This is a genomic window from uncultured Thiodictyon sp. (genome assembly GCA_903837595.1).
Taxonomy (GTDB): Bacteria; Pseudomonadota; Gammaproteobacteria; order Chromatiales; family Chromatiaceae; genus Thiodictyon.
In genome coordinates this window covers 21,648-34,988 of the sequence record CAILVI010000387.1, presented here as the reverse complement: position 1 = coordinate 34,988, position 13,341 = coordinate 21,648, and the positions used below count along the sequence as shown (strand labels likewise).

The window sequence follows — 13,341 nt, the reverse complement described above, 5'->3', positions numbered from 1 at the left end:
GTCCGGCCAACGCAACGCAGGCGTGCGCCCCGAGTTGCCGCTGCGCACGCCTTAAACCTTTAAGCTCAGTACGGGGGCGCCTTGGGCGGAGTAGGCACCGGCGTCACCGCGGGCGGCGGCGGAGCATCCGGATGCTTGGCCTGCGCCGTCGCGAACTCCTCTGGGCTGATCCGGCCATCACCATTGGTATCGAGTGCACCAAACGGCGGTGCATTGCGCAGGCTGCCCAGTGGTTGACCCGCTTGTGACTTCTCGACGGCCCGGTTGGCGCGCGCGTCGTTGAACTCGGCCGCGCTGATGCTCCCGTCATGGTTCTCGTCGAGATCGGCAAAACTGGGCACGCCCCCTGACCCATCACTGAGCCCCATGCGCACACCAGAGCCCATGGTTCCGGCGCCCGCTGGCGCGGCGGGCGGCTGGACCGTGTTGAATTCCTCGAGCGTTACCTGACCGTCACTATTGAGGTCGAGTACCGCAAATGACGGCGCATTGGCGGCCCCGCCCAGCGGCGCACCGGCGGCATCGCGGACCGCCCGCTGCTGCGCCTGGACGGCAGTGAATTCCTGCTGGGTCACGACACCGTTGGCGTCCTTATCATAGGCGGCAAAGGGCAGTGGACTGCCGACCGGTGCGGCCAGTGCGGGCTGGGCGCCGCAGATCGCCGCGATCGCCGCGCTCAGGGCAAACATTCGGGTATAGTATTTCATCTCTGCGCTCCACTGATTGATCAAGTCCGAAATGTATGCCCGCACGCCCGACCGGTCGGTGCGCTGGCATACATTGAGCGGAAATTTTTCGCGGGTGACCAACGCTCGACGCCAGCGGCCAGCCGGTGGTTACCCGACCCTCAGTCGCGGGCCAAAGACAAAGATCAGCGCGGATGCGGGCAAGCGGCGGACCAGCGCGGCCTAAGCCGCCAGGTGGTCTACGTCCAGCCCCCAACGGTCCAGCATCTGGCGGTAGACGGTGAGTCCGGCATCGGCGAAATGGCCGTCGGCGTGGGCGATCAGCAGCAACGCTTGGGCCAGATAGCGACGCCGCTCCGGGTCGGTGACCCCCGCGAGCACCGCGTCCACCCAGTCGGTATCGGCCAGGCCGACATAGCGCGCGGTGCCGGCATGGGCAATCAGGTCGTCACAGTAGCCATCGAACACCACCGCGAACAGGTTGCGATCCACGCCCAGGGTGTCCAGTACGCCGAGCCGCTCCAGGGTCTCCATCTCGCGGTCGGCCACGTCCCCGTCGCACACGATAAAGAGGGTGATGACCCGCAGCATCGCCTCCGGGCTGTTCTCGGGATAGGGGGTGAGTTCGGGCAGGGGGGGAAATTCGGGCAGGGTCATCGGGGACTCCGGTCGGCATAACGTGTTCGCGAATGGTTTGCGGGGAGACATGATCGCACAGCGGGCCGGCCGCGCACGAGAACCCGACCGCATTGCCTTAAGGCGGGGATCGGGCAGACAATCAACGCAGCCCGCGCCACCGCCGAATGGCCGATCAGCCCGCAGAGGCCCCGCACCCCATGTTCTTCCCCATCGCCGAACCCGTCCGTCGCCAGGCCAAGTCCCCGCACGAACTGGCCATGGTCAATCTGCTGCTCTTCAACCTGGTGATGCTGATCGCGCTGCTGGCCGGCAGCTTCGTGGAAAAGGATTCGACCCTGGCACCCTACCGGGTACTGGCGGTCGCGGTGCCGTTCGGCGGCTCGCTCGTCATCATCGCCTACAGCTTCCTGCGCGCGCGGCGCACGGCGCTGCAAGGTCCCTGGTTCCTGGCCGCCCACTGGCGGCTGGCGACCGGCCGCTATCTGGTCCTGTTGATCGTGTATCTGGCCGGTGGCGGCCTGATCACCCTGGCCTGGCTCCTGGCACACGCCCAGAAGCAACCCGGGATGCAGGACATGATGTTCATCGCCCTACAACGGGTCGCCATCGCCCCCATGTTGATCGCGCTGATGGTGCTCATCATGCTGGCGTCCGGCGCCCTCTATCAGGCCCAGCGGGGCGAGGTGCCGGAGCGGCTGCTGCGGCGCTTCCCGCCCCCGCCGGACCTGACGGGGGCGGACACTGAATTTGCATCGGGCGCACCTTCGGCCTGATCATGCGCGGTCCGGTCCCTGCCGGCCGGGCCAGCGATTGATCAATAGTGTTCGCAACCCAGTTTCCCCGCTGATATCTAGGAGTGACCATGAACCTGACCCCCAACCTGCTCGCCGCCGCCGTCCTGTCCGTCGGCGCCCCGACCGCCCTGGCGGCCAACCCCAAGGTGGCCCTGGACGTGACCATCGGCGGTGAGCCGGCCGGCACCATCACCGTCGAGCTCTTTGCCGACGTAGTGCCGAAGACCGCCGAGAACTTCCGCGCCCTGTGCACCGGTGAGAAGGGTATGGGCAAGAGCGGCAAGCCCCTGAGCTACGCCGGCAGCCCCTTCCACCGCATCATCCCCGGCTTCATGATCCAGGGCGGCGACTTCACCCGCGGCAACGGCACCGGCGGCGAGTCGATCTATGGCGAGAAGTTCGCCGACGAGAACTTCAAGCTCAAGCACGCGGGCCCCGGCACCCTGTCCATGGCCAACGCCGGACCGAACACCAACGGTTCGCAGTTCTTCATCACCGTGGGCGATACCTCCTGGCTGGACGGCAAGCATGTCGTCTTCGGCAAGGTGGTCGACGGCATGGACGTGGTCAAGAAGCTGGAGGCCCAGGGCTCCCAGTCCGGCAGCACCAAGAGCGACGTCAGGCTGGCGGCCTGCAAAGCGCTCTAAGCCGTATTTAAGGAGCCGCAGCGACCGGACCGCCGGAGGGGTCCGGTCGCGCCCATCACGCAGTCATTTGCAGACCCTAGAAGCCATGCACCGCCCGCCCCCGCACGCACTCCTGATCGACCTCGACGGGGTCATCTTCCAGGGCGACCAACCGCTGCCCGGTGCCGGGCACCTGCTCGGCCGGCTGGCGGGGCGCCCCCACTGCTTCATCACCAACAATCCCATCCGTACCCCGGAGCAGATCGCGGATGCCTGCGTCGCGATGGGGCTCCCCCGCCCTGACCCGCGCGCGATCCTCACCTCGGCCCTGGCCACCGCCCGCTGGCTGGGCCATGAGCGGCCGGACCTGCGCTACTTCGCCGTGGGCGCCGGTGGGCTGGACGCCGCCTTGAGTACCGTGGGCAGCCGCGACGAGCGCGACGCCAACACGGTGGTGGTCGGCGAAGGGGCGGGCCTGGACTTCGCGACCCTGACGACAGGGATCAATCTGATCCTGGGGCGCGGGGCACGCCTGGTCGCGACCAATCCAGACACCACGGTGGATGGGGTGTGCGACGGCCAACGCCGCGTCCTGCCCGGCTGCGGGGCGCTGGTGGCGCCCTTCGTGGCGGCCACCGGGGTGACCCCGACGGTCATCGGCAAGCCGGAGCCGCTGCTCTTCGAGATGGCGCTGGAGCAACTCGGATGCGCCGCCGCCCACTGCCTCATGATCGGTGATCGGCCGGACACCGACATCGCCGGGGCCGAGCGCCTGGGCATCTGGACGGCCCTGGTACGCACCGGCCGCTTCGCGCCCGGTCGGGACTGGGTGGCCGGCCTGCCGCGGCCGGATATCGATGTCGCGGACCTTGAGGCGCTCATGGACGCCCTGGATGAGGCCTTTCCCGGACTGCTCGCCGCGCCTTAAGCGAGCAGTCACCGAACCCGGATGCCAATACCGCCGGAGCCTTCGGAGTCGCCGAACGCGTCCCACTCCCCGGCCCCGAAACCGCTGTCGTCCCAGGGGCCGGACCGCTCACGCGGTGCCGGGCGGCCACCGCCCGAATCGCCCTCGTCGCGGCTGCGCTGCAGGCGATCGAGTACATCCAAGGCGAGCCGGGTGGCGCCCCGGGCCTCGTAATACTGGGCGATCTCCACCAGCCTGGCTGCTGCACGCAGTGCGGACTCGGTCCCGGGATGCTGTCCCACGACCTTGAGGTACAGGTCTGCGGCCTGGTGTAACCGGCCCTCGGCATGGCGCTGCGCGGCCGTGCGCAGCGTCAGATCGCGGCCGGCGTGGTCCGGGTCCCGGCGGGCGCGGTTCGCAACTGGACTTGCGACGGGAAGGTCGCGCCAAACTGGCACGACCGCAGGTGCGGTCTGCTCAGCGGTGCACAGGATCTGCGCAAGCAGGGTCGCGACGACCTCCAACAGTGCGAGGTCAGACCGGGCCGAGCGCTCAGGGTCGCGCCGCCGGTGGGCTGCCAGCACCCCGACCGGCAGGTGATCGCGCACGATGGGCACCGCCAGGAAGGCGACCTGCTCGGGGGGCAGTGCATCCAGGGCCACGGCGCGTGCCAGGTAGCCGGGCTCGTCAAGCACGTTGGCGACCAAGGCCGCCACGCCGCTCTGGAAGACCCGCCCGGAGACGCCCTCGCCGATGCGGTAGCGGCCGCGTTCCAACTGCGCCGGCGTCAGTCCGTGGGCGTAACGGATGTAGAGCTCGCCCGCGGCCGGGTCCGCCAGCATCACCCGGCCACGCACCAGCGCGGCGGACTCGTCCAGGTGGCGGAGGATGTCCTGGATGCGGGACTCGGCGTCGTCGGCGCGGGCAACGATGCGGGCGACCTGCTGGAGCGCCAGCAACTCGGCGCCGGGTGCGGTCTCGATGTCGGTGGGGTGCATAGCGTGACTCCGACTGGAAATGTGACTTGAATCACACTATGCGATAATCGGGCCAGCTTTCCGCCCAATGGATGGACGAGCCCCGGGTGCGGCACCGCACTGGCCGGCGAGGGTGCAGTTGGGTAGCATCTCGGGCTCCTTGATCCCCCCATTGTCACAAATCAGTCAAGTTGGCGGTGGCGGTGGGAGCGGGTAACGCACAATCACGTCGCAAGGTCGGAGCGGCCTGAGCATAAATGGACAGGATTAACTGGATTTTCAGGACTCTCACTATTCCTGATTTCATTTCAAAGGTACCCCGATGTCATTGCGCTGCTCGCCCTCGATCCGCTCCTGGCTCCTGCTCGCCGCGCTGCTGCCACCCCTGGCCGGGGCGGTCTGCCCCCCGGGCGGGGGTCTCACGCTGCTGCATTTCAATGATTTCCACGGCCAGCTGGAGCCCTACAAGGACGCCCAGAACCCGATCGAGCGCGGCGGCATCGCCCGCCTCAGCGCGACCGTGGCCCAGGTGCGGGCGCAGGACCCGCAGCGCCCCGTGGTGCTCCTGTTCGCTGGCGACCTGCTGCAAGGCACCCTGACCTCCAGCCTCTTTCTGGGCGTACCGGATGTCACACTGTTTGGGCGCATGGGGGTGGACGCCGCGGTGATGGGCAATCACGAGCTGGACTATGGTCAGGCGGTGTTTCGCCGACTGGCCGCGCAGGCCCCGTTCCCGATCCTCACCGCCAACGTGCAGTCCCATCCGGAGCCCCTGCCGGTGGTCCCCCAAGTGGTCATCAAGCGACCGGGCACACCGCGGGTGGTCGTCCTGGGGCTGACCTCGCCCGAGTTGGCGACTGCCACCCACCCCCGCAACATGGAGGGCATGAGCGTGGAGGAACCGGTGGCCGTCGCCCAGCGCCTGGTGCCGGGGCTGCGTGAGGGGGCCGACCTGGTGGTGGTGCTGTCACACATGGGGATCGCGGAGGACCGTCGGCTGGCCCGTGCGGTCCCGGGGATCGACCTGATCGTCGGCGGCCACAACCACAACCTCTATGCGGAGCCGGTGATGGAGCATGGGGTCGCCATCCTGCAGGCCGGGGAGCGCGGCGGCTGGCTGGGGCGTTTGGACCTGGAGTGCCGCGACGGGCACCTGGTCCGCACCGGTTACCGGCTGATCCCGATTGATGCAGCGAGCCCCGAGGACCCGGTGGTCGCGGCCGAGGTCCGGCGCATCGCCGCACAGGCCGACCAGGAACTGGACCAACAGGTCGGCACCAGCACCCGCGAGCTGAGCGCCTGGCGTGAACTGATTCGCCGGGGCGAGGCGCCCTTCGGCGACTTCGTGGCCGACCTGGCCCGCTCGATCACCCAGGCCGACGTGGCACTCTTCAACAGCGGCGGCTTCCGGGCAAGTATCCCGGCGGGTCCGGTGACCCTCAAGTCGATCTACCAGGCATTCCCCTTCCGCAATGAACTGGTGGTCGGGGACCTGACCGGTGAGCAATTGCTCGCCGCCCTGGCACGCAGCGCCTCCTTGGACCCGGCGGACAACCCCGGGGGCTTCCTCCAGGTTTCCGGGGTGCGCTATGCGATTGAGGGCACACGGCTCGCCGCTGCCACGGTGGACGGCGCAGCGATCGACCCGGCGCGACGCTATCGGGTGGTGACCTCGGACTTCCTGGCTGCGGGCGGCGACGGCTACGGCATGCTCGAGACGATGGACAAGCGGGTGATGAGCGGCCGCCTGATCTCAGACATGGTCATCGAAGGCTTCCGTGCCGCCGGGACGGTGGACCCGCAACCCGATGGGCGCATCATCCGGCTAACCGATCCCTGACAGCGAAATAGCCCGTTCCTACGACGGTCGGCCCGGTCGCCGTCGCACGCTGGGCGGCCCCTGCGGGAGATCCAGCGCGGCCAGGATGGCGGAGCGGGCACGGCCGGAGAGCGAACGCCGGTCATCCGCCGGCCCCGGGTGGATGGGCGCGAGGAACTGGACCCGCGCCACCAGGCCGGGGTGGCGCAGCACGCGCCACAGGTTGGCGACCAGGGTCTGATCACCCACGAAGGCAATGCTTCGGTCCGGCGCGGGCGCGTCCGCGCACCGATAGGAAATCGCTACTGGCTGGACCCCCAGACCCGGTTGCAGGGCAATGGAGAACAGGGGGGGATAAAAGCGGCCCACCCCGCCACCCTCTGAGGTCGTGCCCTCAGGAAAGATCACCAGGCTGCACCCCCGCCCGATACGCGCCGTGATCTCGGCGGTGACGGTGCCGACCTGATGGGCGCCGCGCTCGATGAACAGGGTGCCGACCACGCCCGACATCCAACCGATCAGTGGCCAGCCGCGCACCTCCGACTTGGACAGAAAGCCCAGCGGCCCCTGGGCACCCAAGACCGTCACGTCCAGCCAGGAGATGTGATTGCTGACCAGTAGACAACCGCTCGCAAGCCGCCCGGTAACCTCCACTCGCAACCCCAGGGCGCGGGACTCCCGCTGATACCACCACTGAACTACCGACGGCAACCAGGCGGGGCGAGCGCCCTCCCGGGAGATCAGGCTGACGAAGCCCAGGATCAGCACCCCGGTCGTGATGTGCTCCACGAGCCGCAGGCAACGCCAGAGGGTCCGCCAGGCCCCGCATCGCGCCGGCTGGGGCGTCCGGTCCGGGGGACTCATGTGCGGCGGCGGGCCAGGATGGCCCAGAGCGCAATGATCAGATAGCCGCTGAAGCCAACCAGCGCCCACCGGGGCAGGGTCAGCCCCAGGATCAGCGGCCCGGACTCCTCGCAGAAGCCGGTGGCAAGGAACAGGGTCGGCAGCCGATCACCCAACCAATCGACCACGACGTCGATGAAGGCCAGGGGTCCGCCGCCGCAGGAGGCACTGGCCGGCGGTTGGAGTTGCAGCCAGATCTGGTAGGCGGCGATGCCGATCCCGCCGACGGCGCACGGAAGGGTCAGCAGTCCCGGAAGCAGGGCGGCCGGGCGCGAACCGAGCCAGGCCGCGGCCAGGGCGAGCAGCCCCAAGACCATGAACAGCAGGCGCTGGAAGATGCACAACGGGCAAGGACGCAGGTCCATCCAGGCGGTGAGGATGAAGCTCCCCACCACCAGGACCAGACAGCCCAGGGCCAGGACCGACCAGAGCAGACGCGCGGACAGCCGGTTCATGACGCCCCCCCATCGGTGAAGCCATACTCCACCGGCACCCGCAGATAGAAGAGGTTGAGCCCCTGCGCCCCGATGTGTGCGAGGAAACGATCCGCCTCATCCTGCGTGACGACGAAACCCACCTCCACCGGCAGGTCGCCGGCCAGCTCGAAGAACTGCTCCTCGTGCAGCCGACCGTGGCGCCCATAGCCGGCCAAGGCGCGGAAGGCGGAGCCGCCGTGCAGGCCGAGTGACTGCGCCTCCTCCAGCAGCCACTCATAGGCGAGACGGTGGTGGTGGCGGCGCTTTTCCGCCACGTAGAATTTGAGAAAGCAGCCGTTCATGGTGTGTGTACCGCAATAGCTCAGTGCCGGGCCATGATCATGTTGGCCAGGGCCATACCGCCGGCCGTCAACGCGAGTGAACCGGCCAAGTGGGAGCCCGCGGCGGCCAGGCCCCAGCCGTATTCACCCCGGGCGATCAGCGTGACCACCTCCGCCGAGAAGGTCGAAAAGGTGGTTAGCCCACCCAAGAAGCCGGTGATGAAAAAGAGCCGCAACTCCGGCGGCAGCCCCGGATGACGGCCGAGCCAGGCCACCGCGAAGCCGACCAGCAGCCCGCCCAGGAGGTTAGCCGCCAACGTTCCCAGTGGCAGGGTGGGAAAGAGCGGATTCAGCCGCAGCCCCAGCCCCCAGCGCAGCAGTGCGCCCAGACCGGCGCCGGTGAAGACGGCAAAGACAGCAATCAAGTTCAGTGTCCCCTGGAGGCTGGGTCGGACCCGTCACGGCGGCGCGCGGCCGGTTGGCACCGCCTCCGATAGTCCAGTTTGGGCATAGTGGGCGAACCGGCCCCCGGCGGCCAGGCCCGCGCTGGAGCGCCAGAGCGTCCCCGCTGGTGCCATGCTAACCCGCACGGTTGGTGATCGCCACCGCGGGACCCGCTCGCCCGCGCTGAGGGTCAGCGCGGCTGATGCTAGCGGGCGACGCATCAGCCCCTTCGGGGTCTTGGCCGGTGTCGACCGAGACGTTAAACGCACGTGAGATTTGACGTACGATTGATTCAGCGTACTATTTCGCAATCCAACCATTGGCGCAGGATTTAGACATGAAGGCAAACCCGGGTGGCCAGATCGACCTCGCGGAGGTCGTCGGGCGCGACCAACTGATCGAGGCGGATCTGGGACACGCTCGAGCAGCAATCCATGCGTATGAACGCCGAGCGGCGCATCGGCAAGACCACCATCATCCGCAAACTGTGCGCGGAGCCAAGGCCCGGCTGGGTGCCGATGTTTCAGGACCTGGAGCGGTATCACAGCGCCCGGGAATTCGCGCTATCGGTCTACCGCGAGGTCGATTTGCTGGCGGAGGGCAAGGCGAGCGGCAGCCTGGACGATCGTGACCGCCTGATCGAACTGCTCCGACTCGTGGAGCAGGACCACTATCTGGCGCGCGATACCGCTGGCAACTATCGGTTCCGTTTCCCGCTACTGCAACGCTGGTGGCGGCTCGCCCGCGGACTCTGAGACCACCATGCAAAGCACCCGCCCCGCCATGAACGATCGCGCCTTCCTCTCCGTCTTCACCCCCAGCCGCACGTCGCCGGAAGACCTGGAGGCCATCACCGTCCAACGCCAAGCGCTCATCACGGACGCCGTCGAGCGGGTGCGCGAGAGCGCCACCACGGGCAACAAGCACCATCTATTGTTCGTCGGTCCGCGCGGCACCGGCAAGACCCACCTGGTCACGCTGCTGGTCTACCGGCTGGGGCAGGACCGGGCGTTGGATGATCGGCTGCGCGTCGCCTGGCTCAACGAGGACGAGACCAGCACCAGTCTGCTGGAACTGCTGCGCCGCATCTATGACGCCTTGGCCAAGCGCTACCCGAATGAATTCACGGCCGCAGCATTGGACCCCCTGTTCGACCTGACACCGGACGCGGCGGAGGGCGCACTCGCCCAACTGCTGCTTGAGACGCTGCAATACCGCACCCTGCTGGTCCTGGTGGAGAATCTCGACGCCCTGTTGGCGGGGCTGGGGCAGGCCGGTCAACAGAAGCTCCGCGCCTTCATCCAGGAGCACCCGGTGCTGGCCCTGGTGGCCACCGCCCAGCGGCTGGTGGACGACATCGCCAAGCGCCAGAGCGCCTTCTTCGGCTTCTTTCAGACCGAGCACCTGAAGACCCTGTCGGTGGAGCAGGCCCGCGAACTGCTCCAGAACATCGCCCGGCTCAACAACCAGAGCGATGTCGTCGCCTTTCTGGACAGCGCCACCGGCCGCTCGCGCATCCGCGCACTGCATCACCTCTCCGGCGGCAACCACCGCATCTACATCGTCCTGTCCCAGTTCATCACCCGCGACAGCATCCAATCCCTGGTGGACCCCTTCGCCAAGATGGTCGACGAGATGACGCCCTATTACCGGGAACTCATCCGCTGGCTGCCGGCGCAGCAGCGCAAGATCGTCCAACTGCTGTGTACCCAGGACCGGCCCACTGCGGTCAAACAGATTGCTCGCCGACTCTTCGCCAGCCAACAGACCGTCTCCAGCCAGCTCAAGGACCTGCGCGACAAGGGCTACGTCCAGGCCGCTCAACGCGGACGCGAATCGCTGTATGAGATCGCCGAACCGATGATGCGCATCTGTGTCGAGGTGAAGGAGAACCAGAAACACGGGCCATTACGGGTGCTGGTCGACTTCCTGCGCGTCTGGTATGACGGACGCGAGCTGAACGCCAGGCTATCCGATGGAAAAACTGACGGCATAGCCCGCACCTATCTGGCGTCGGCCATTGAGGCCAACCAAGCCAAGGGCAATCTCCGTGCGCGGCTGCTGGCGGACGGATTCAAGATGGAGTTGGATGATGCGGGCCGGGCCGAATGGGGGCCGCGGATTGAAACCTACGCTGAACAATCCGAGGAGTTGGCCCTGGCCTGCGGGCATTGGGCGAAGGGTGAGGATACCGAGGCGCTTCGTATCCTCGATGAGATTGCCGGCGAGGGCAGCACTCAGTCCGTCGGATTAAAGGCGTCGGCCCTAAATCTCGCAGCTGAGATTCACTATAAGAAAGGCGAGTGGGTTCTGGCAATAGGGCAGCTCGATGCCGCGCTGGCGATGCCGCGGGCTCCCGCCCAACAGGTCGCCATGGCGCTTGTATTCCGAGGCCTGACCTACGGGCAGATCCGAGAACCCGAAAAGGAAATTGCCGACTATAGCAAGGCCATCGACCTACCGCAGGCCCCTACCAAGGAGGTCGCCCGGGCACTCATCAACCGCGGCATTGCCTACGGTCAACTCGGAAACATCGAAAAGGAAATCGCCGACTACAGCGCAGCCATCGACTTACCGCAGGCCCCCGCCGAGCAGGTCGCCTGGGCGCTTATCGACCGGGGCGTAGCCTGCGGGCAACGCGGCGATATGGATAAAGAGATTGCCGACTACAGCGCCGCCATCAACCTACCGCAAGCGCCTGTCGAGCCGATCGCCAGGGCGCTCATCAACCGGGGCCTAACCTATTGGCAGTCGGGCGAAGCCGATCAATCCGAACGGGATCTTGACGCCGCATTGCGATTGGAAGGAGCACCGACGGAAATTCGTTTCGATTCCCAGATTGCGCTGGCCGAGATCCGAATTGCCACTGGCCGCTGGTACGACGCCATCACGGCGCTGGGGAACGGCCTGCGGGAAGGCATGAGCGCCTCGCCACCCTATCAAGGCGACTCAACGGACATCATCGGCGCCTTCTTCGACAGCTCGCTACAACCCGCAATCCGGGCCGAGCGCACCCGCAACCTGCTCCAGGTCTACCGCGACTTAGAGGCCATCACCCAACTCGGGGAGGCACTCATGCAGCACTTGGGCAGACTCCATACCGATCCGGCCAGCCTGCCGAGCCCGGATAACCTGGAGACCTGGGCCGCTGCCTGGGAAGCCGCGGGCCAGGGTATCGACGCTTTCCGGCTGCCGCTACGCCTCTTCCGCACTGGCGTGGACTTCCTGAAGGCCGGCGGCACCGACCGCGGCATTCTGCTGGACCTCAATCAGGAAGAGCGCACCTTGCTGGGGCAGGTATTCAACCCGGAAACCGAATCCTGATTCAGCGCCCTGCCGAAAGCGAGCCCGCACCGCTGCCATCCGGCAGCGGCGCCTGCCATAGCGGCTGCCAGATTCGATTTACTATCCGGAGCGACTTCCGCCGCCGCACCTCTTGCGATGGCCACCGCGATGACCAAGGCTGCGCCGCGTCTAACTCTTGGTTGATAACTCGGTCGGTTCCCGTTTGCCGGCCATGCGGATGCTCATCACCTTGCTGAGCAGGTCGAACCAAAAACCGCTCCCGAGGCTCATGGCGAGTGCGGTGACCACCCAACCGACGAGGATCCCCAGACCACCGACAATCAACGACAGCCAATTCCCTGTGGGCTGCTGCTGCGCGGCCATGGGCCAGCCGATCGGATAAGGGCTCAACTCAGCCGTGACCGCACGGAACTGGGTTGCAGCACACGTGCCGACAGCGCTTAACTGATCGGCTGCGTTCTTGGGGGCGCTGTCGGCCGCGACCTTAGCAGCACAGATTGTCTGCAGGTTCGCCTTACCCTCTGCGCTCTTGTAATATGTTTCAGCGGAACTGACCACACCCTTGCGGAGCGCCTCGTCCTGCCAGAGCAGTTTGCCCACGAAAAACGAATCGGCGTTCAATGCCACCGCCAACACCAGGGCGATTCCCAGCGAAATGCGCTGCGCATTGATCTTGTACCAGCCGATGGCCCGATCCATCGTACTGTCGAACAAGGCCTCAACACCCTCTATGACCGAATCGACTTTGCCAAGATCCCTGGTCAGCCTACCGACGGCGACCGCGAGCGCCTTGTTCGCGGCGTCTTTGACGGCCGGGCTGGCGATCTTGGCAACGAGGTCAGTGGCGGCCTGATCCAAATGGCTAACCTGCATCCCAATTGAACCGCTATTATCGGGGTCGCTCAACAACTTGATCAGGTCCAGAACCGGTGGCAACTGTTGGCGAGGCTCGGTCAACGGGTCGGCGCCGCACGAGGCTTTGCTCACCACATCAATAGCGGCCAGGGCAAAGCTGCGTTTTGGAATATAGGACGGACCGCCACTAATAGGATGGCCCTTATCATCGACCTCACCTTTAAACAGCGGAAAAATGAGCGGGTGGTTATAAAACGCCTGCAAATTATCCGCACCGATCAACATGGTGATGGCGGTGCGCAGGTTCTTGCTCCGCAAGCTCAGAGACGACGCGATAACCTCCTGTACGACCGTGACGATGACACTCAGGAGCATATAGAAAAAAATCAGCCCGATGAAAACATCAAGCATGGGATTTTCAAACATAGCAACCTCCAATGGCGAGAAAGCGGGATTTGTTTGATTCTACTACCACGCCCGCCCGCTCGCGTCAAGGGCGCTGAAAAAAGACGCCGCACCGGCGCGACAGCGCGACAGCGCGACAGCGCATCGTGGCGCCTCCGCGTCCGCTCGTCCGCAACGCGAGCGATTAGGTGCGTGTTCCTGTTCAGTCTCGTCGCCGACAAAC

Annotated in this window: 14 protein-coding genes; 6 read left to right on the top strand and 8 right to left on the bottom strand. The window is 66.4% G+C overall.

Translation table 11 applies throughout. The features are described 5' to 3' along the window. Positions 1–65 precede the first annotated feature (65 nt). The gene (locus QZY44_RS22970) at positions 66–707 is read right to left on the bottom strand and encodes an EF-hand domain-containing protein (RefSeq protein ID WP_295453191.1); all 642 of its coding nucleotides are present in this window, start codon (positions 705–707) and stop codon (positions 66–68) included. A 201-nt stretch (positions 708–908) separates the two neighbouring features. Then, positions 909–1,343: a TerB family tellurite resistance protein gene (locus QZY44_RS22965; RefSeq protein ID WP_295453185.1), complete on the bottom strand. Its 435-nt coding sequence runs from the start codon at positions 1,341–1,343 to the stop codon at positions 909–911. Positions 1,344–1,489: 146 nt separating this feature from the next. Here QZY44_RS22965 and QZY44_RS22960 point away from each other — a divergent pair, with 146 nt between their 5' ends. The 3 genes from QZY44_RS22960 (at position 1,490) to QZY44_RS22950 (ending at position 3,673) form a co-directional block, all read left to right on the top strand. Further along, entirely contained in the window at positions 1,490–2,098 is a 609-nt protein-coding gene (locus QZY44_RS22960; RefSeq protein ID WP_295453182.1) for a hypothetical protein, read from the top strand. 89 nt (positions 2,099–2,187) lie between these two features. Continuing rightward, a complete protein-coding gene (locus QZY44_RS22955; RefSeq protein ID WP_295453179.1) occupies positions 2,188–2,766 on the top strand; it encodes a peptidylprolyl isomerase in 579 nt (192 codons plus the stop codon). Positions 2,767–2,851: 85 nt separating this feature from the next. Continuing rightward, positions 2,852–3,673, top strand: coding sequence for an HAD-IIA family hydrolase (locus QZY44_RS22950; protein WP_295453175.1), 822 nt, complete (start codon positions 2,852–2,854; stop codon positions 3,671–3,673). 8 nt (positions 3,674–3,681) lie between these two features. Here the strand turns inward: QZY44_RS22950 and QZY44_RS22945 are convergent, their stop codons facing one another. Next, positions 3,682–4,650: a GAF domain-containing protein gene (locus QZY44_RS22945; protein ID WP_295453172.1), complete on the bottom strand. Its 969-nt coding sequence runs from the start codon at positions 4,648–4,650 to the stop codon at positions 3,682–3,684. 301 nt (positions 4,651–4,951) lie between these two features. Here QZY44_RS22945 and QZY44_RS22940 point away from each other — a divergent pair, with 301 nt between their 5' ends. Then, positions 4,952–6,469: a bifunctional UDP-sugar hydrolase/5'-nucleotidase gene (locus QZY44_RS22940; protein WP_295453169.1), complete on the top strand. Its 1,518-nt coding sequence runs from the start codon at positions 4,952–4,954 to the stop codon at positions 6,467–6,469. A gap of 18 nt (positions 6,470–6,487) precedes the next feature. On the opposite strand, the gene QZY44_RS22935 is transcribed toward QZY44_RS22940, so the two are convergent. Genes QZY44_RS22935 through crcB form a run of 4 tightly spaced genes read right to left on the bottom strand, consistent with a single transcriptional unit; the run spans position 6,488 to position 8,539 of the window. Then, the gene (locus QZY44_RS22935; RefSeq protein ID WP_295453166.1) at positions 6,488–7,312 is read right to left on the bottom strand and encodes a lysophospholipid acyltransferase family protein; all 825 of its coding nucleotides are present in this window, start codon (positions 7,310–7,312) and stop codon (positions 6,488–6,490) included. Further along, positions 7,309–7,806, bottom strand: a complete 498-nt coding sequence (locus QZY44_RS22930; protein ID WP_295453163.1) for a disulfide bond formation protein B — start codon at positions 7,804–7,806, stop codon at positions 7,309–7,311. Before QZY44_RS22930 ends, QZY44_RS22935 begins: the two co-directional genes overlap by 4 nt. Next, on the bottom strand, positions 7,803–8,129 hold the full coding sequence (locus QZY44_RS22925; RefSeq protein WP_295453160.1) for a DUF190 domain-containing protein: 327 nt from the start codon (positions 8,127–8,129) through the stop codon (positions 7,803–7,805). The genes QZY44_RS22930 and QZY44_RS22925 overlap by 4 nt, the downstream gene beginning before the upstream one ends. A 20-nt stretch (positions 8,130–8,149) precedes the next feature. Continuing rightward, complete coding sequence (gene crcB, locus QZY44_RS22920; protein WP_295453379.1) at positions 8,150–8,539, bottom strand: fluoride efflux transporter CrcB; 390 nt, start codon at positions 8,537–8,539, stop codon at positions 8,150–8,152. Between the two features lie 447 nt (positions 8,540–8,986). Between crcB and QZY44_RS22915 the strand changes: the two genes are divergently transcribed. Both QZY44_RS22915 and QZY44_RS22910 read left to right on the top strand, forming a co-directional pair. Continuing rightward, positions 8,987–9,307 (top strand): hypothetical protein, encoded by a 321-nt coding sequence (locus tag QZY44_RS22915; protein WP_295453153.1) that lies wholly within the window; start codon positions 8,987–8,989, stop codon positions 9,305–9,307. Positions 9,308–9,314: 7 nt separating this feature from the next. Next, complete coding sequence (locus tag QZY44_RS22910) at positions 9,315–11,876, top strand: ArsR family transcriptional regulator (protein WP_295453149.1); 2,562 nt, start codon at positions 9,315–9,317, stop codon at positions 11,874–11,876. A gap of 150 nt (positions 11,877–12,026) precedes the next feature. Here the strand turns inward: QZY44_RS22910 and QZY44_RS22905 are convergent, their stop codons facing one another. Continuing rightward, entirely contained in the window at positions 12,027–13,139 is a 1,113-nt protein-coding gene (locus QZY44_RS22905) for a hypothetical protein (protein ID WP_295453146.1), read from the bottom strand. Between the last annotated feature and the right edge of the window lie 202 nt (positions 13,140–13,341).